This window comes from Xenorhabdus koppenhoeferi (assembly GCF_900116635.1).
Classification (GTDB): domain Bacteria; phylum Pseudomonadota; class Gammaproteobacteria; order Enterobacterales; family Enterobacteriaceae; genus Xenorhabdus; species Xenorhabdus koppenhoeferi.
The window spans coordinates 1-20,879 of record NZ_FPBJ01000018.1 but is presented as its reverse complement, the minus strand read 5'-3'; the positions used below and the strand labels follow the sequence as shown (position 1 = coordinate 20,879).

At 41.7% G+C, this 20,879-nt stretch carries 6 protein-coding genes; 3 read left to right on the top strand and 3 right to left on the bottom strand.

Annotated features, from left to right (window positions below; translation table 11 throughout):
- Positions 1-11: 11 nt before the first annotated feature.
- Entirely contained in the window at positions 12-956 is a 945-nt protein-coding gene (gene uspE / locus BM329_RS07570) for a universal stress protein UspE (protein ID WP_092551141.1), read from the bottom strand.
- 127 nt (positions 957-1,083) lie between these two features.
- On the bottom strand, positions 1,084-1,839 hold the full coding sequence (locus BM329_RS07565; protein WP_092551138.1) for a fumarate/nitrate reduction transcriptional regulator Fnr: 756 nt from the start codon (positions 1,837-1,839) through the stop codon (positions 1,084-1,086).
- Positions 1,840-2,099: 260 nt separating this feature from the next.
- Here BM329_RS07565 and BM329_RS07560 point away from each other — a divergent pair, with 260 nt between their 5' ends.
- The 3 genes from BM329_RS07560 to rtxA all read left to right on the top strand — a co-directional run bounded on the left by BM329_RS07560 (position 2,100) and on the right by rtxA (position 16,851).
- Complete coding sequence (locus tag BM329_RS07560; RefSeq protein ID WP_092551135.1) at positions 2,100-2,990, top strand: dimethyl sulfoxide reductase anchor subunit family protein; 891 nt, start codon at positions 2,100-2,102, stop codon at positions 2,988-2,990.
- A 434-nt stretch (positions 2,991-3,424) separates the two neighbouring features.
- Complete coding sequence (locus tag BM329_RS07555; RefSeq protein ID WP_092551132.1) at positions 3,425-5,359, top strand: pyridoxal phosphate-dependent decarboxylase family protein; 1,935 nt, start codon at positions 3,425-3,427, stop codon at positions 5,357-5,359.
- 908 nt (positions 5,360-6,267) lie between these two features.
- Positions 6,268-16,851, top strand: coding sequence for an MARTX multifunctional-autoprocessing repeats-in-toxin holotoxin RtxA (rtxA, locus tag BM329_RS07550; protein WP_092551129.1), 10,584 nt, complete (start codon positions 6,268-6,270; stop codon positions 16,849-16,851).
- 234 nt (positions 16,852-17,085) lie between these two features.
- On the opposite strand, the gene BM329_RS07545 is transcribed toward rtxA, so the two are convergent.
- The gene (locus BM329_RS07545) at positions 17,086-20,160 is read right to left on the bottom strand and encodes an autotransporter domain-containing protein (protein WP_092551126.1); all 3,075 of its coding nucleotides are present in this window, start codon (positions 20,158-20,160) and stop codon (positions 17,086-17,088) included.
- Between the last annotated feature and the right edge of the window lie 719 nt (positions 20,161-20,879).

The following is a 20,879-nucleotide window of genomic DNA, read 5'->3' as shown; positions in this document are numbered from 1 at the left end:
CAGCAATTGTTTTATTCATCATCTAAACTAATCGGGCAAACAAATCCATCAGGCTTAATTGCCAACAGATCACATTTAAGTCGATCGATAACATGCTCTGCTGTATTACCAAGAAACGCAGCAGATAAACCAGTTCGACCCAGAATGCCTAAAACAACCACACCTGTATTGAGTTCATCACAGACTTCAGGAATGACCTTTTCCGGTACACCTTCATGAACATGGGTATACTGTTCATCAATATAAAATTTTTGACGCAATTCTTTCATTGCAATCAAATGTTGGCCACGCAATGCCTGATTATACACATTGGGGTCAAAATCAGGGAGTTCAGTTGCAATATTTAAAGGTGCAACAGGATAAGCACTAACAAGGTGAATCAAAGGGTCTTTTACAATTCGATTAGCAAGATCTTGTGTTTCACGAACTAATTTAAGATTGAGTTCAGTATGATAAGGTTCTTCATTGGATAAATTGACGGCAACAACAGCAGAGCTGTTATCGGGCCATACTTGATCTTTCACCATCCAGACTGGACAAGGACACTTGCGTAACAAATGCCAGTCAAGTGGAGTAAAAATCATGGACTCTAACCGAGAATGTTGATGAGCCATTTTCAATAACAAGTCATGTTTTCCAGTGATAATTTCTTGAATTATGGCTTCATAAGGACGATTATGCCAAACCACTTTAATCTCAATATCAATTCCTGATTCAAGATAATAATGAGCTTGTTGTTTTATCCAAGCAACTCGCTGACCAATCACACCCTTACGCATGGCACTTCTTTCTTCTGGAGAAAGCAGGGTAGTCATTTCATAGGAAAGGTCATAAATAGGTAAAAATGCTTTAATCCGACCCCCGTTACGCTGAATGATATAAGCAGCCCGTCTTAATGCTGGCTGATCATCCTGATTAGGGTCAATTGCAACTAAGAGATTCTGGTAGTTTGCCATATTGAGTTCCTCGCTGAGTATGGATGCTTTTTGCATACAGAAGATAAACCAATATGGATAACTATAACAGGCAAAGAGAATGCCAGATCAGCAAAATATAGTGATCTGGCTTAAATTTTAGGTAACGTTAGGATGCATTAGCAGGAGCCTTGCCAGCCAATTCAGTCAATTTATCCATATCTTCAACAGCAATATACTTACCTTTAACCACCAAAATGCCATTTTTCTGAAAACGACCAAGTAAGCGACTGATTGTCTCAACGGTTAAACCAAGGTAATTGCCTATATCTCCGCGAGTCATGGTCAAACGGAATTCTCGAGGTGAAAAACCACGTTGTGCGAAGCGGCGAGACAGGTTATAGGTAAATGCGGCCAACCTTTCTTCCGCATTTTTTTTCGATAACAATAAAATCATTTCCTGATCACCTTTGATTTCGCCACTCATCAAGCGCATCATTTGCTGGCGGAGATTAGGCATTTTCCCTGAAAGGTCATCCAGAGTTTCAAATGGAATTTCACATACCATTGATGTTTCCAGAGCTTGGGCAAAACTTGGATGTTCAGTATTAATGATGGCATCAAATCCAACCAGATCACCTGCAAGATGAAAACCTGTAATCTGTTCATCACCTTCTTCAGTGATAGTATAACTTTTGATTGTCCCAGAACGAATGGCATAGAGTGACTTCAGCGCATCACCAGCCTTAAATAACGTTTGCCCTTTCTGGATGGGTTTCTTACGCTCGATGATATTATCAAGTTGATCAAGCTCATGTTCATTTAAGGTGAAAGGAATGCAGAGCTGGCTGATGCTACAATCCTGACAGTGGATTGCACAACCACCAGATTGAATCCAACTAATAATACGTTTTTCCGGGATCATAGGGAATGCTCATTAGAAGTGATTGATATGAGTGAATTTAACATACTTAGGTAGCTCTGATAAGGACCAGATAATTCCATTCATCACGCTATTTATCATCATGAGCGAAAAAATGAATTTTTTTGATTAACAGTGAAGTTATGTAAAATTTTAGATGTACAATATAAAATATCAATCAAACTAATATTGAGTCAATAATATATGGATGTAATACGCGTCGATGATGTTGTTTGGTTACAGAAAAATGGAATAGAGTTGACATGAGCGAATGGTTATTAATTGCATTTACAATGATAGTACAAAGCTCAGTGGGGCTTGTATTGATGAGCGCACTTTTTATTTACTGGCTTAAGCACGAATTAAACACATGGCAACATTCTGTGACTATTCTTGTGCAAAAAATATTACTAAGAACATTATTAGTGAGTGGATTATTGGCAGGGTTAGGGCTGGTTGCTTCTCTGAATATTCTGGAGTATCCATTTAATATTTATCATTCATTGTGCAATATCCTGCAGGAATGTGTAAACATAGAAAAAATCTTTGCTGCCATATATTTTGGATTGCTTGTTTTTTATGCTCTTTTTATTGTGATTATAAAAAGAATACATGTTTACATTATATTTGTTATTGGTGTAATTGGATTAATTGATCTCTATTATATGGCGATTATCTATGTTAATAGTGCCATGCTCATATGGACAAATGTTAATACCTATTTTCTGTTTTATAGTGCTGTATTTACATTGGGCCCAGCATTGGCACTGTCATTTATCGGTTACCCGCTGAGAAAATACATCCGAGGAAAGTTATCCATTAAATTGGTGATGGCAGCTTTGCTTGTCGTGTTTATCAGTGTAACAACGAGACTCATTGAACACCCCTATATGGGATGGTTAACAGAAACAACAATAATTAATGACAGCGCTATCTTTCCTCATTTTCCTCATCCGGTTGAGCGTGCTTTTGGGCTGAGAATGATTTCTTGGTGCTTATATATTATTGGAATGGCAATCTGGATTTATGCCTTATGGAAGGGAAGAGACAAGCTCTTGATTCGTAACAATACCTCGATTCTTATCGGGACAATTGTCATGTTTATTGCTGAGTTGGTTAATCAGTATACATTTTTCATTATATGCAATACATGATCGATAATTCATTCTGTCCCGATTAATTATTCTATTCTTTCGTTCTGCATGACAGATTAGTGACAATGTCACTAATCTGTCATGCGTGAACACCTCCTCTTTTATAGTTTCATAAAAAAACATTACCGCACATTCATTATGGGTTTGTTATCTCATTTCTTTGTGGTAGCGCACAAATCTCAACTTAATTATTAACTTATTATTAATATTATAAGGATTATGTTTTATATCTATGAAGTAGATTGACTATCTATATCTTGCAGAATATTTTTTATGAGTCGATATAAAATAAATAATTTTTTTCAAACATTTACCACAATAGCCTTACTTTCGTCACAATCGATCCGTCATTAACGCAGAAAATAAAAACAATATTATTAATAAATGTATAAATTTACTGCAAATACAAAAATCAGTTAAAAGGTTGCGTAATTATGACTAAGTTAATTCATCAAAATTTGAACGTAGATGCGTTGTTTTTAGGTCCAAAATCCGAGAATGCTGTTTTTTTTAGAGAAATGATGGATTATGCAGTTAGTGAGCACATGCATTGGCGTTCAGGCTTTCATCCAGGAGACGCGGCTTTAATTACATCCATGGAGCGCTATGAACATAACTACAGAGAAACACTTTATCGAACAGAAGGAATATTGAATCAATTATCAGCAAAACTGAAAAACACATCTATTCCTTTCTTTTCTCCCCGTTATCTGGGTCACATCAACAGTGATACCTTAATGGTTTCTAATCTTGCCTATGTTATGGCCATGATGTACAACCCGAATAACTGTGCTTATGAAGCATCTCCCACAACAACAGAATTGGAGCTTGAATCCGGATTGGATCTCTGCCGCATGTTTGGCTATGACCCTCAAAAAGCTTGGGGGCACATCACTTCTGGTGGAACAGTGGCTAACTATGAAGGATTGTGGGTTGCCCGAAATTTAAAAACATTACCTTTTGCAATATCTCAACACCCTGAAACGAAAGATTTGGTCAGCCATAAATCACACCAGCAATTGATGAATATGCCAACAGCTGAAATTCTGGATTTAATCAGCGAATTACAGGAACGAGGAATTTTTGAGGAAATTCGCGATATAACATGCCGGGGTACTGGAGTGAACCCGGAAATTCTAGGCAAGTTGTTAGTTCCACAATCTAAACATTACTCTTGGATGAAGGCAGCCGATATTTTTGGTATTGGTCAAGAAAACATTGTTCCACTACCCGTCAATAAAAATTATCAAACTGATGTTGCCAGTATGCGCGAAATCACTTTTGATTTAATTGAAAAGGATGAGTCAATTTTGGCGATGATTGCTGTTGTTGGAACAACAGAAGTTGGGGCGATTGATCAGATTGATGAAGTTATTGCATTAAGGCAGGAGTGTGAAGAGCGTTATGGCAAGTCATTCTATATCCATGTTGATGCCGCTTATGCAGGATATGCTTGTACTATGTTACTGAATGAAGAAGGAAAATTTATAGAATATAACAAGTTGGCTGATTATCATCATTCAATGGAAATTATGCCAGAAAATATCAGCTGGCCAAAGCCAGAAATTTACCAAAGTTTCAAGGCGTTGAAAGAAGTTGATTCAATCACCATTGACCCACATAAAGTAGGTTTCATTCAATACGCTGCTGGTGCCATCTGCATGAAAGACAAGCGTATTCTAGATTTAATATCTTCCCGTGCGGCGTATGTCTTTCAAGAAAATGGTACCTTTGAAGCAAAGGGTGCTGAAACGAATACTGAAAACAATAATCGGAAAACTCTAGGTTCATTTATCATGGAAGGGTCAAAATCTGGTGCTACAGCTGCGGCACTTTGGGCCACTCATCGTTTATTACCGCTAAATGTTAGTGGATATGGGAAAGTGATTGCTGCTGGTATTGTTACAGCACAAAGGTTATTGAATAAACTCGCCGATATGCCACCAATAGAAGTGGGTAAACATCGGTTTGAAGCTCATATCATGTCGTCACCTGACTTCCATATGATCAATTTCACATTCAAAGAAGTCGGTAACGACAGTCTACTTAATCATAATGTTCTCAATAAACGATTCTATGAACTGTGTTCGTACTCTACAGGACGTGCTTATACTAATGATTTTCTCACATCATCAACCATATTGGATTACAAAGAGTATGGTGATACACCGTGGTATTACGCAGAAAAATGTGGTTTTAGCCGTAGTGAATGGGAAAAAGTCCGCTGTGTTTATGTACTGCGTGCAGCAATAATGACGTACTGTTTACGTAATAAAGAACATTTCGAAGAGTACTGGCAGCAATTGCAAGCCATATTTGTCAAGAAATTAAACCAATTAGTTGACGAAGAGGATAAAAAGTACGTATGACATCAAATGTTTATATTCTATTCATTAGTTAATAAATAATATTTTGAATATTAGATAATGATATTTTAAGTAGTTAATATATAAGGGATTAACTTATAACCAGCTCAAGAATTTTCTTGGGTTGGTCTTTTATTTATGACTTTAGCCAGCTTAAGTAGCGTAAGCTTCTTAAACATAAAACCACCTGCTATGCAGGTTGTCTCTTAGTACGGAAAACCTATAATTTAATATTTTCGTAATGTTAATAATTTTTACTGTCTTATTGCATTTTGAGCATCAATGTGGGGGATATGGGGCAATATATGGGGGGTAAACAGACTTTATGGTGTGTAAATATTGATTTTGAGTTTTTGCCCTATATTATTTTATTCCACTTATTCATTTAACCACATTTATACACTTCGTCTTTCAAACTGCCTCTTTGTTGGCTGCACTCGCTCACCCCGGTCACATAGTTATCTATGCTCCCGGGTTTGCTCTCTTGCCGTCGCGATGCAACTTGAAATCCATTGGGTATATAGATATATAAGCTCATTATTCCTCTGAACTTAATGTCTTTGTTTCCTTGTATATTTTGTTGTCTTTGTGAATAAATTTCTTTTTGGGGATGAAATATGTTTAGAAAATGTGAACAAATCATCTCTGATATCAGTTATAACGAGGGGGCTTTTCTCTTTATTTCATTATTTAGAAAAATAATAGCCCGAAAAATGACTGAAAACAGCAATCAGCCTGAATTAGAACAGATTATATAAAAGAATATCTGATTGATTGCTGTCATTATTTTTTTCCGTAGAAAATCCAGAGGGTTTGTATCGTTTATGGGACATTAGATTATCAAGACAACTGCTATATCCGCCAGATGTAGTGGTTTTCTATTTAACCTCAACTAAATTAAGGGCTTGTTTATGGGGAAATCATCAAACCGCAGTACAGAATATTTCTTTACCGGGAAATATCAAGATGATGATGGTAGTAATAATATTTTCGCTGTTGGGGTAAAGGGAGTTATTTATGCTAAAGGAGGAGATGATCATATTACTGTTGGTTCGCTAGGGGCAACAATTTATGCCAGTTCTGGCAATAAGGTTGTAGATGGTGGTGCCGGATATTTAAAAATAGTGAGTATTGACGGTGATCTGAATGTACATGGTGCCACAGGTTACGCAAGTATTGATAAAAACGGGAATGGCAATATTTCATTTGCTGGCGTGGCGGGCGGTGTTTCTATGGATCACCGAGGTAGTCGCGGTAACCTGGATTTCGCCGGCGCTGCTGCTTATAACCACATGAGTCGTAAAGGGCAATCCGGTGATATGGCGTTTCAAGGTATCGGCGGTTATAACGAATTATGGCACGAAACTAATCAGGGGGATTTAAATTTTGATGCCGCAGGAGCGGGTAATAAAATTGACCGTACTTGGTATGGCCGTTATGAAGAAAGCCACGGAGATGTGATATTTAATGGTGGCGGGGCAGCAAATAGCATCAGCTCGCGGGTTGAAAGCGGTAATATTGATTTCACAGGTATAGGGGTTGATAACCACATTATTCGTAAAGGGAAAGAGGGCAATATTATCTTGCATGGTGCAGGAGCATCAAATCGCATTGAGCGTCTGCGAGATAGTAAAGATAAATATGAACAGACTCGCGGTAATATCGAATTTGAAGGTGTGGGTGGTTATAACAAAATTTATTCTGATATAGCTCATGGTAATATCAGTTTCTCTGGTGCCGGTGGTTACAATGAAATATCAAGAATAGGTGAAGATAGCGATTCGTATGATAAAGCTTTGGAGTACGCTCAAGCTGAAGAAATTGTATTAACAACGGCGAAGATGAGAGTCCAGAAACCCCAGCAAGTGACAGGTATAAAATCAACAACTGAGCCTAATACTTATCTCTTTGCGTTTGCTGACGGAGAATATACTAAGATCAGCAAAGTTCAGCTGAGAAATGATCCTGAAACCGGTAAGCTTAATTATTACGCAACTTCATGGCGTAAAAATGGTAATCAACTCGAAAATCTTGCTACGGAAGATATCTCTTCAGAGAATGGATTTGATGATATAAGCAATGATGATGATTACCGTCTTTTCAATTTAATCTTTGAACATCATCGACCCGTTACTATTCAGCATACTGTTGAAGAAGATTTGCAAGAAAATCAGTGGGTGACTTATGCCAGCGGAACCACCGCCAAAGCAGAAGATGTCACACTGATTGATGCAAAAATGCATGGGCATTCAATTCATTTTGATGGTTTGGTATTAGATGTTTCGGCAGTGAAATCGAATCGTCGATCAAATGCTTATGTCTATGCTAAATATGTCGAGTCATATACCAAAGTGGTCATGGTAGAGTTGAAAAATGATCCTAAAACCGGAGAGCTGAAATATTATGCCAGTGCGTGGTACAAAGCAGGCGACCATACCGGTGATTTGGCCAATGAAGATTTTTCAATCGCAAATGGTTATAGCTCGATGGAAGTGGGGGGATATTCACTAACTAACCTTAAATATCAAGCCAATACTGTACGCCGTGTCTCTGAGCATTTAGAACATATTGAAGAATATAGTCATCAGGAACTGGTGAAGTCATCTACGAACATTGGTGATAGTTCCGGTGATGTTAATTTTAGCGGTATGGGTGGCGGAAACGTTATTAAATCCAGTGTGATAAATGGCAATGTTAATTTTGAAGGTAATGGGGTTGCGAATGTCATTCTTCATAGTTCGAGATTCGGTAATACGCATTTTGAAGGCGCAGGTGCTGCCAATATCATCGAAAAAAGTGGCGAAAATGGCAATTTGACATTCCGTGGTGCAGGTTTGGCGAATGTACTTGTTCACCAAGGCCGGAATGGGGAAATGGATGTTGACGCCGATGGTGCGGCAAATGTGCTGGTGCGTGTCGGTGATGGGCGGTATCTGGCTCATCTTCTGGCGGTTGGCAATATCTCAATCCACCAGGGTAATGGCGACAGCCGGGTTACCATGCAGGGAGGATATAACACCCATACTCAAATAGGTAATGGTAGCGCGAATTGGTTAGGTGCGGGCGGTTTTAACGTCATGACCCAGAAAGGTAAAGGAGAAGTCTCTTCGGTATTGGTGGGAGGGGCCAATGTACTGACCAAGCTTGCAGCAGGTCATCTGGTTTCCGGGATGCTCGGTGGAGCCAACATTATCACGCATATTTCGGGTGATAATGAAATATCAGACACCACAGCAATTGCTCTGGGCGGTGCCAATATCCTGACCAAAAAGGGGAGAGGTGATGCTGTTGCGCTGATGGGCGGTGGCGCCAATGTTCTGACTCACATTGGTAGCGGGAGTACGACGGGGATGATGTTGGGTGGCACCAATATTCTGACGAAAGTAGGCGATGGTGACACTACGGGCATTATGCTTGGAATTGGTAATGTGCTGACCCATATCGGTGACGGTCAGATACTGGGGGTCATGGGGGCAGCAGGTAACATCTTTACTAAAGTGGGAGATGGAACCGCAATTGCGGCCATGATTGGTGCTGGCAATATCTTTACCCATGTTGGTAACGGTAATGCATGGGCGTTGATGGGCGGTCTGGGTAATATCTTTACCAAAGTAGGGGATGGTAAAGCGCTGGCTCTGATGGTAGCCGAAGGCAATGGGTTTACCCACGTTGGGGATGGAATGAGTGTTGCCCTGATGCTGGCGGAGGGTAATGTTGCAACCAAAGTGGGTAATGGTACGACCCTGGCAGCAATGATAGGCGAAGCCAATGCGATGACCCATGTCGGTAATGGCCAGACATTTGCCGCTATGATCGGGGAAGCCAATATTCTGACGAAAGTGGGTAATGATTTGACCGTCGGCTTAATGGTGGGGAATGCCAATATCTATACTCACGATGGTGATGGGACAAGTATTGGTTTGTTTGCCGGTGAGTTGAACGTGATGACCAGAGTGGGTGATGGTACAACGCTGGCGGCAATGTTTGGTGAGGCTAATATCATGACGCATTATGGTAAAGGCTTAACAGGCGTACTGGCACTGGGTGAAGCCAATATTGTCACCAAAGTGGGTGATGGTTTTATGGGGGTTGTGGCAGCGGCTGAGGCTAATGTTGTTACTCATATGGGAGCATCAACGACGGCTGCTGTGCTATTAGGTCAAGGCAATATTCTGACCAAAGTGGGTAGAGGCACGACGGTCGGCCTGCTTATTTCTGATGTGGGTAACATCATGACACACATTGGTGATGGTACAACTATTGGTTTCGCTACAGGTAAAGCTAATATCATTACCAAGGTGGGGAATGGCACTGGTATTAACGCCGTCTGGGGTGAGGCTAATGTCCTGACTCATGTTGGTCAGGGCGACCGTTACAATTTCGCGAAAGGTAAAGCTAATATCATTACCAAAGTGGGAGGAATGCGAGAAGTTACGGTAGTCCAGGGAGATGCCAACATTATCACCCATGTTGGTAACGGTGATGATTACACGGGAGCCTGGGGCAATGCTAATGTCATTACTAAGGTAGGCGACGGGAATAATGTGGTACTCGCCAAAGCTGATGCCAACGTTGTGACTCAAATTGGTAACGGTGTCAGCTTTAACGCCTTGTGGAGTAAAGGCAATATTGTCACCAAAGTCGGTGATGGTATGCAGGTTACTGCGGCAAAGGGTAAAGCTAATATCACCACCACGGTGGGGAATGGTTTAAGCGTGACTGCGACGCATGGCGACCTTAATGTGAATACCAAAGTAGGTGATGGAGTTTCAGTCAACGCGGTGTGGGGTGAATATAACGTTAATACTAAAGTCGGCAATGGTCTCAATGTTGCGATCATGAAAGGCAAAGGCAATGCCAATATTCATATTGGTGATGGTCTGGGGATCAATGCCTCCTATGCACGCAATAATGTGGCGATTAAGATTGGTAATGGTGATTTATACAGTCTTTCTATTGCAGAGAGCAACACACAAAGTAGTCATCTCTCTTCTCTGTTTGAGAGTATTAAACAAACTGTATTAAATGTGGAAGGTAGCCAGGCGATTAATTATCTGATCCATGATAATGAGTCTAATACTTCTGGACTTAATAAAGGTAGAGGAGCGATTAATTTAACCGAAGTTTCCGCCATTGATGGCTTCCAGATGGATAAAATTGATGAAGTGAGTTCGGATCTGGCGAACAACTTGAGTGGCGCAATAACCCCGGTAGAAACGCCTGATTCTGAGGTTATTCAGAATGCATTGCAGATTGTAGATAATGTTGCTTCAGCTCAGGATCAGACATCACCACACGCTGATGCGGTTATCAGACATGCAACGCAAGATAAAGCCGCGCAAAATGCGTTAAACGATAAAGAAAAAGCTGAGATGAATCGTCAGCTTCTGGAACAAGAGCAAGATAAACAACTTAAAGCAATTTCAAAATCACAATTCCAACTAGAATCAACCAATCAAGATGCGCTGAATAAGAATGGGCAAGTACAGCGTGATGCAATAAGTGAAGAGTCCAGGATGGTCACACAAGAACTATTCTCCATGACTCAAGGTATGGATGCGCTTAATAACTATGGAAATTATGATGGCAAATCAGGTGATGAGTGGCGTAATCGGTTTGCTGTTGGATATCTGGATCACACCCAGAATAGATTAAATGATGCCAAACTGACTGCACAAGAAAAATTAGTTGATATACAGCAGCACTTTATTAATAAACGAGAAGTAATAAAAAAAGCCCTGGAGAAATCAGAGGCAGGTTCAGGAAAAAGTCTCGAAAATATAGGTAATGCAGACGAAGATATTGCAGACGCTAAGCAAAAAGCAGAGCAGAGAAAAGAAGAGGCATTATTACAGAAACAACGGGCCGAAAAAGCTGAGGGTGACGCCAATACCGCGTATGAAAAAGCGAAACAGCGTGGTGAAAGTGACGGTACAGCGGCGGAAAATAAAGCGGCTCAGGCGCAGAAGAATGCAAAAAGCGTGAAACAGGCTGATGATGCTAAACCAGAGCGTACCGGGGCAACGGGTAGCGGTTTATCTGGGGAAGTTTATACACCGATTGAAGTGGAGAAATCGAAGAGTCATATCGATCCTGCATTGAAAACTGAAGCTGACGGTTGGATTAGCGAAGATTTAACATTAACAGAAGAAGACCTGGCCGCTTTGAACAATGCGCAGCAGGCAGTCAATCGGTTACAGCTTAATAAAGGGATGCGTTCAGAAAATCCCGGTGCTTCGATCATTTCAATGTTTACCGAAACATCATCCAGTGGCAGTAGTACGGTGGAATCAACCTTAAATCAGCCCAGAGAGTTAACCAGAAAAGCGCCGACGATTTCAGGTATTGATCTGCAAGGATTAGGGGGAAATAACCATTCTGTACTCAAAAAATTGGCGCTTGTCTTACTGAGTAAGGGAAACAAGAGGTTTATTGATTCTACTAAAAGACATCTTGGTTCGATAAATACCGATCTGCCTGGTAAGGCGCTGGTGGCCGTGCGTGAGGCTTTTAACAGCACCGTCGAACAGCCTGATGAACAGCATGTATTGCAGCTTGAGTACGCGTTAGCTCATTGGCAGCAGAATGACCCCAAAGAATTCGCTCAGCGTAGTAAGCTGGTGAAAAGCTTACGTTTTGAGATGGGTGAGCTGATTGCTCACATTCAGGCCCAAAGAACTGAGTCAGCCGGAATTTTGGGTATCACTGTGCCACCTGAGCAAGTGCCACAGTTTGGTCAGCAGATATCCTTTGATGGTTTCGGGCGTGTGGTGGGCATGAAAGGCGATATTGAGCAAAGCGAAATTAATCGTCTCATTGATTTGCAAATTAAGCCATTAACCCAGATTAACTCCACCGCGGAGCGGGATGCACCTAAGACCGAAAGCGAGAGCCTTATCGTTTTCGTCAGCCGATTACAACAAGAAGCTATCCCAGAAGGTAAGCCTTTGATTGAACGCGCCAGAGAACTTTGGCTTACCGGACAAGTAACGAATGAAAAAACCAAAGAATTATTTAAGGATGCTGTTACCCAGTTGCAAATGCATCCTGAGTTGCACACGCTGACTCAACAGCTGTTGGCTGATGCCAACAAAGAGAAGGCCACCGGGCAATATATTGATAACCTATTTGGCCGTCATTTTGATTCTGAACTGGCTTATGAACTGGTGAACACGGCATCACCGGAGGCGAAAGATACCGCTAAACAAACAGGTAACTTCCTGATACAGGACTTTGAGAAGTCGATAAGTGTTTTTTATCCCGAAGTTGCTGATCGTGACCGTGACCAGAAAATTGCCAGCAAGATGCAATCTTTTGCCAAGTCGATTGATAAGGATTTTCGTCCTTGGTTCAGCAGAGTGCCTGAGATAACGACATTCCTGGGCGATCCGACTTTTGCCAATTTCAAGACCATGATGACTAAAGTTGATGATGGTTTTTCTGTGATTAAGGTGCCGTTTCTGGCGGTAAAAATGGCGACTACACCAGGAATGGGGATGGATATTGCTGACTGGAAGAAAAAAGGGGATATTTTCTATCAGAATGTGATCACTAAAGCCCGTTCAACCAGTACTGATCTGACTACCGGGACTGATGTTACGCACAAAGTTGTTATCACGCAAAAGCAGACCAATGATTATGGCACAGCGCTGCCCTACCAACCTGCGAATAATAAACATGACGATTTTTTGTATGGCCGAAAAGTCGCAGCAGGTCGGATCTTGACCCCCGGACGCGAAACTACATTTGAGCGTAATGCATTAGCGCAAGGCCAGTCTGTGGTGACAGGCGCATCTGGTTCAACCAATATCATGGTTCACCTCAATGACTATATTGCTAGCAAGCAACCTGACTTCCCAACCGGGCAAAGCTATCTTAATACGCTGGCATTTTTGGTATTTGATGGTGGTCACTCTGTCAACGAAAGTCTGGCGGTTTACCAGGCATTACAGGCAACGGGTGATGAGCGTCAGCAGGTACTGAACAGCTACACCGCCAATTATCAGGATCTGGCAGAGATTGCCGGGGAATCGGGCAAGGTGTGGGTAAATCAGGCGCTGGATAATGCTTTTAAAGAAACTCAGGCGTTTTATCAGAAGTATGCGGTAGTAAAACCGCAAAGCCGTCCTGCCGTGGAAGACTTAGACGGGTTATCTGGCAAAAATAAAGGGGTAGAGCCGACGATTATCGACGATAGTCATCTGAATAAGGCCGTTGATGGCTGGCAAACGGTGGAGGTGACACCACAGATTGATGGTCGCGAAACGCGTTTTGAGGGTCAGATCATTCTTCAGATGGAAGATGACCCGATAGCTACCAGAGCAGCCGCTAATCTGGCGGGTAAACACCCAGATTCCAGCGTGGTTATTCAACTCGACGCTAACGGTAAATATCGTGTTGTTTATGGCGATCTGTCTAAATTATCCAACAAATTACGCTGGCAGGTTGTCGGTCATGGTCGTGATACGTCAGAGCAGAATAACATTCGTCTGAGTGGTTACAGAGCTGATGAATTGGCGACGAAATTAACGCAGTTTTATCAGAATGCTAAGCTGGGCGAAAAGGCCATCAGCAAACCCGATCACATCAGTCTGGTGGGCTGTTCACTGATTAGTGATGATAAGCGGGATGGTTTTGCTCGTCACTTTATGACTGAGTTAGATAAACAAGGTATTCGCAGTGATGTTTCAGCCCGTAGTAGCGAAGTGGCGGTTGACGCAACAGGCCGTAAATTTACCCGTGATAGAAATAACCAATGGGTTAACAACTTGCCTGATAACAAAATCGTATTGAGCTGGAATGCAGAGAATAAATTGATAACTCATACAGAACAGGTTCGTCATGGTATTGCTGAAAGCGATATTAACTTCTCTAAAGTCGGCTACACAGAGGCTGATTCAGTTACCAAAGGGGCAATTGCCGATAACACTGAAGTTTTCATTAAGCCACAGCAGCGTGAAAAGGTTAACACCAGCGATAACTCGCATAGTCAGCTCAGTTATTCCGGTAATATCCAGGTGAATGTTGGTGACGGAGAGTTTACCGCATTTAATTGGGGAACATCGAACGTCGGCATTAAAGTGGGAACCGGTGGTTTTAAATCACTGGCTTTCGGTGATAACAATGTGATGGTTCACATCGGTCATGGTGATAGCAAACATAGCTTCGACATTGGCGGCTATCAGGCGCTTGAAGGGGCGCAGATGTTTATCGGTAATCGCAACATCAGCTTCAACCAGGGACGAAGTAATGACCTGATTGTGATGATGGATAAATCCATCCCAACGCCACCGTTGGTCAATCCATTTGATGGTACTGCCCATGTTGCTGACGTATTGAAAGGTATTGCCCGTTCCGGTGAAGGGCAGGATTGGCTAGCGGCACAAGATCAGCAGTGGACAATCGCCGGTGCGAAGAAGTTTGTGCGTGATATATCTGGTTTAGACCAAACCAGCAGCGTGGATTATAAAACCCTGACTGATCTCGATTCGCAAAATGAACGTAGCAGCCGTGGTTTAAAATATGATGCTGAATTAGCACTGAATAAGAAACTTAATCAGTGGTTAGGCGAAAATGACAATAGTGTCAATGCAGGCAAAATGAGCCGGGCAGATAAATTCCGTCTGGCTAATCAGGAGTCGGCATTCAATTTTGCTGTTGGCGGGCGTGGAGCTGATATTCAGGTTACGACTGGTAACTGGAACTTTATGTTCGGTGACAATATCCAGTCAATTTTGGATACCAATCTGGGTTCACTGTTTGGTCTGATGACTCAGCAATACTCAGCAACGGGCATGGCGAAAACAACCTTTACCTACAACCCGCAGGACTTACCACGTCAGCTTCAGAATAAGCTGCTTGGCCGATTATCGGGGGTGGGTGCGGATACTACCTTAGCGGATATCTTTGGTGTGGATTATACCGAGGAGGGGAAAATTATTTCCCGGACAGGCAAGCCTGTTGATGGCGAGACTATGCTAAAAGAAATGCTGGAAGTGATAAAGAAATTTGGCGGTGATCAACTGAAAGACTTCACTAATCCAGAGAAATTGTTGGATAGTTTGGAAGCTAACATCAATGCGGGAGAAGATTGGGTTAGAACATTTGCGGAAGGTCATGGTTTGAAAGAGAAAGCGCCCAATGAAAATCAGGAACAAGGCGCTGTGATTAGCATCAATGGAAATAGCGCTCAAACTAATAGCAAAGCAGAACGTGCATTTGGCTTTAATTCGCTGAACTTGCCTAACCTGTTTGCAACGATGTTTAGCATAGATAAGCAACAAGAGATGAAGTTGTTAGTGTCTAACTTAAAAGAAAACCTGACAGCGGATCTGCTCAACATGAAGCAGAAAACGTTTGATTTCCTGCGTAACAGTGGTCATCTGCAAGGGGATGGTGATATTCATGTGTCACTGGGGAACTATAACTTCAACTGGGGCGGAGATGGTAAAGATCTCGGTGCCTATCTGGGCGATAACAACAACTTTTGGGGTGGTCGCGGTGATGATGTTTACTACTCACTAGGAACATCTAATATCTTTGCTGGTGGTGAAGGCAATGATTTGGGCGTCCTGATGGGGCGTGAAAACTGGATGTTTGGCGGAAATGGTGATGATACCGCAGTGGTAGCCGGACGTATTAACCATGTCTTTATGGGTGAAGGTAATGACCAGACGTTTGTCTTTGGGGAAGGTGGCCTTATTGATGCGGGTAACGGACAGGATTATGTCGTCACTTCCGGTAACTACAATCGGGTGGATACCGGAGCAGATCAGGACTATACGGTGACTATCGGCAATAACAACCGGGTTGATTTAGGTGAAGGCAATGACTTTGCCAGAGTGTTTGGTAATGACAACCGGATCGACGGTTATTCCGGCAATGATACAGTTAAACTGATGGGCTACCATGCGGTGATTAACGGTGGAGAAGGTGATGATCACCTGATAGCCGCTGCGATTTCGAAGTTCAGCCAGTTTGACGGCGGAGAGGGGCAGGATCTGCTGGTGCTGGGTGGTTATCAGAACAGCTTCCAGGGCGGAACAGGTGTAGATAGCTTTGTGGTCAGCGGAGAAGTGATTGATAATCGGGTTAACGATATCAACGCAGAAGATATGATCTTGTTTGACGGTGTTGACTGGAAAAATTTGTGGTTCCAACGCAGTGGATACAATTTGGTGTTGTCAGTGAATCGTCCTGCTCGGGATAAAACTGCTCAGAGTATATTTGCATCAATGGGTTCAGTGACTTTTCAGGATTACTTTAATGGTCATCGTGCCAAATTAGTGGCTCAAATGGGTAGTAAAGATGCGTCAGGAGAGCGAGAATTTACTGCATTATCAGATAATGCGGTTGATTCTTTGATTCAGGCTATGAGCAGTTTCGCCCCGACAGCGGGGGATAATGGTTTCATTGAGAATCTGGATAGTAAGGCGAAAGTCGCTATTGCAATGGCGTGGACAGATACCACTATCAGCAAGGGGACGTTTGCCTGATTAACGCTTTATAATAAAAATAAAAAATAAGAAAAAGTTGTAATAAGAATAAAAATGGCTCACAGAACAGGTGAGCCATTTTTTGTATCCATAGTTTATAATGAGTTAGCTGAAATTACTTGATGAAATTTAAAGCATAATGTTTAGTATTACGGAAATGCTATATAAAATTTGGTGAAGAATCGTCGTCAGCCGTCGCCAACAGTGAGTTTTTTATTAAACAGCAGATTATGATTAGAACTTCCAAGCCGCGTTCAAGAACACTCCGTTATCTTTGTTGCTGCCTGACAATACACCGCTATATCCCAATGACAGTCTCGTGTTTTCATTGAGACCCAATTCTGTACCAGCTTTGATGACTGCGGCATCACGTTCTGGAGAAACACTGTTAATGGTAAACGTTGAATCGCTATTACTGAAACTTAATTTAGTACCGCGATCTACGCTCCCGAACTGGTGTTGCCAACCTAATTCACCATACAGGCCGACTGTTATTTCATTTTTAGTCTTCCATTTTTGGTCAGCACGTAAACCTAATGTTGAGAAAGTTGCGTTTTTCGATTGTTTATTGCCGTGCAGCGCAGCCGCACCACCGTGCTCATTAATGCTATTGTTGCGGAAGTTAACATATGACACGTTGGCAAATGGTTCTAAATTCAGCCCGGATGTGTTAATGCCATAAGCCGCTTCAGTAAACAATTGCCCGGTTTGTGCACCATATTTAGCTTTCAGGTTATCGGATTGGCGACCAAAAGCTACCGAACGTTCTGTGTCAAAACGATGCCAACTATAGGCAGCTCCAGCACGCAATGCCAGGGCATCAATCTGTTTGCTGCCGTATAGGCCCAGATGGAAATTATCACTGCGTGCTGAAGTGCTATAACTACCCTTCAGCGAAGAACGGGTATAACCGGTGGCAACACCTAACCGCCAGTCATTACCCAATTCTTTATCCGCACCCAATAACACGCCGTAATTGGACACACGGTAACCGTTGATGTCACTGTTCCCATTAGCACGTTGCCAGTTACCTATTATTTGCACCCAAGCACCATTTTTATCTGATTTGATATCCTGACCAGCAATTTCACCATCAGCCTGACGCAAACGGGTATTCAATGTATCACGTAAGTAGCGGCTACTATTGACCTGCGCTATGGCAATATCATCATGGATCTGTCCAGAAGATAGTTGTTGGAATGCTTGTCTGGCCTGTGTTGCCGTGTCAGACATCAAAATACTTTCATAAACCGGATGACCAAGATTTAGTTTATCGGCTGCATGAGCCACAGCACGTTCATTAGTTGTCATACCTAAACTGGCGAATGTGGTGGAATTACGTTTAATATCCAACATCACTCGGTCAGATTGATAACTCAGTTCTGTACCAACAAATAAATAATTCGGCACTACAGTCGTAAACTTACCATTGATACCACGGTTTGCTTGCAGGATGTTGTATTGCTGATCAAACAAACTGCGAACTTCTGGTTTTGATAGCAGGTTTCTGTTGTTTTCCAGTCTGACTTGCACTTCGCCGCCGTTCAGTGTCGCTAAGCCATTACTGAGAATACGATCGCTTTGCCCCTGACTATTTGGTGCAACTTCTACCAAATAACGTGAACCAGTATGGAAGGTAACATCACGATTGATGCTCAGTATACCGCTTGAACTCATTGTACCGTATGAGTATAAATCACCGGGTGCAATATTGGCGCCAGTGTCAGCTACGATAGAACCAACCGTACCGCTTCCGCCTAAAGTTGCTCCATCGTGAACGGTAACATCTGAGGTAATGGAACCGCTAACCTGTAACAGACCTTTTTCCACTAACGTTCGGCCTTTATAGGTGCTATTTTTACCCGCAAGATCCAGAATACCCTTACCGGTTTTCGTCAATCCTCCGTGACCGCTGATATCATTGCTCCAGATGTCATAAACACATTCAATGCTGTCGCATACCCGTTCAACCGTGGTTCCTTCCTCAAGCATACCGCCTAATCCCGGAATATTGGCGATAAACTGGGTTTCAGTATAAGAGCCTGGAATGTAATATTTGGGGGAAATGTCTTTCTCAGTAATGAACATCTTAGGTCCATCAATCGCATCTTTCAGGTTCAACATTCCCCAACCATACAGATCGTCCAAGCCTGGTTCACCCAAATCTGTCGCTGTGGTTTTCAGAACATCAGAGATTTGTCCTGCGGTCATATACGGAAAACGTTGCATCAAGACAGCCGCCGCACCAACTACATGGGGCGATGCCATTGATGTACCTGTATAAGCCGCATAGGTAGGATCAATCTCCAGTTCACCATTATTTAAAGCATGTTCATTAATATAACTTCCATTTTTCGAAACAAAATCACCTGTACTGCTGTAAATCTTAGTACCTGGTGCGGACAAACAGAAACTGGCAGTATATCCACAGCTTGTTGAAGAGATGTTAATCTGATTCTCTCGAGTCAGGTTGGCAACATTGAGGTAATTTTTCAATGCATCAGGGAAAAAGTAGGGCGTACCTGCATGCATCCAGGTTACGTTATAGTTATTTGAATTTCCTGCTGCAAAAACAACTAATTTTCCATGACGTGCCGCACGCAATAAACCTGCACTTCTGGTTATGTAGTCATCAAGTTCTGGTATTGGAGAACGACTTAACCGATCCAATTCATCTTTAATCGGTGTGACATAATTGATCACATCTTGCAGAGTGACTTTGTAGTAGTCGATTGTGCCATCGGGTCTCCGTTTGGGATTACCATTTTGATCAACATAATAGTCCGGGCGAACTCCCCAACTGTTATTGATGACACGTGCATTACTCTGGATCATGGCTTCTGTACGGTTATAATCGTTTTGCAAATATTTTCCAGTAATCAAACCTGCATCAAATGCCACACCGTGCATTTCCTTGCCATCCCGGTTTGCCGCAATAATTCCCGAGACATGATTGCCATGTGCACCGAAACTGATAACACCGGTATAGGGATTCTCGTCATAATTCCAAGGATCTTCTGGGTTCAGGGTTTTCAATTTATTTGCAAATTCAGGGTGATTAGTAACAGCTTCATCTAATACACCAACATTAACGCCTTTCCCTGTATAACCGCGTGCATAAGCATAATGGGCACCAATTGCAGCCAGTCCCCATTGATGATTAAATTCCTCTGATAACCAACTATCAGGTAAATTTTTTTTACCCTGTTCCTGATATTCGGTCGCAGCCATTGATGCCCCGGCAGGTAATAATCCAAAAAATAATGTCAGCCACAAAAATATCTGTCGTGCCGAGTTGTTTTTTTTCATAATAGAGATTCCATTTTTTATAAAGTGGCAGCTTTCAATTCGCTTTCAATTCGCTTTCTGGCGCATCGCTCTTTGAAAAGTCATTATTAATAAAATCGATGATATAAACTGAAAAAAATCAGAGAAGGTTAGTTTCACCCCATATGTTCAGACTACCAATGAGACGATTTCGGCATAATATTCTCCACCTGCAATGTGCTATAGCATAATAATTAGAACTAAAATGCAATAATTAGAATTAACTAATTTACAACATCTTAGTAACAAAAATAAAAAAGACACCAACAGATGACGATCTCAATGCAGACTGTTAAATTGGAAGTTTTTCGTTTTTTAAATTAAAAATGTTACCAAAATGTGATTACTTGATGAAATAATATCTCCAAAGATGTTTACTAAGAAAATGGTTTTAAAAAAAATCTCGGAAAGATTAATGAATGTATTCACTAATTCATTATTTTTTATATTTAAAAAATATTATTATTCATGGTGGGATATTAATTTTTTGGAAGAGTGGAGGAGGTAAATAATTTAATTAATGATTAATAAAAAACAACATATGAATTTAGAGGAATATTGTTTTATTAAATTAGTTTAATCAGCTTTCTGCATAAACAATCAAGCTTGGATTCACATATTAAGCGCAACACCGTAATGGACGAAGTAAATGAGTGGGTATTCCTTTAAATAACTCATTCGGTGTTTTGTAATCTCGTGTT

Excerpts from the sequence above, each read along its gene's own strand:
- uspE (WP_092551141.1), bottom strand. The coding sequence starts at position 956 with ATGGCAAACTACCAGAATCTCTTAGTTGCAATTGACCCTAATCAGGAT.
- BM329_RS07565 (WP_092551138.1), bottom strand. The coding sequence starts at position 1,839 with ATGATCCCGGAAAAACGTATTATTAGTTGGATTCAATCTGGTGGTTGT.
- BM329_RS07560 (WP_092551135.1), top strand. The coding sequence starts at position 2,100 with ATGAGCGAATGGTTATTAATTGCATTTACAATGATAGTACAAAGCTCA.
- BM329_RS07555 (WP_092551132.1), top strand. The coding sequence starts at position 3,425 with ATGACTAAGTTAATTCATCAAAATTTGAACGTAGATGCGTTGTTTTTA.
- rtxA (WP_092551129.1), top strand. The coding sequence starts at position 6,268 with ATGGGGAAATCATCAAACCGCAGTACAGAATATTTCTTTACCGGGAAA.
- BM329_RS07545 (WP_092551126.1), bottom strand. The coding sequence starts at position 20,160 with ATGAAAAAAAACAACTCGGCACGACAGATATTTTTGTGGCTGACATTA.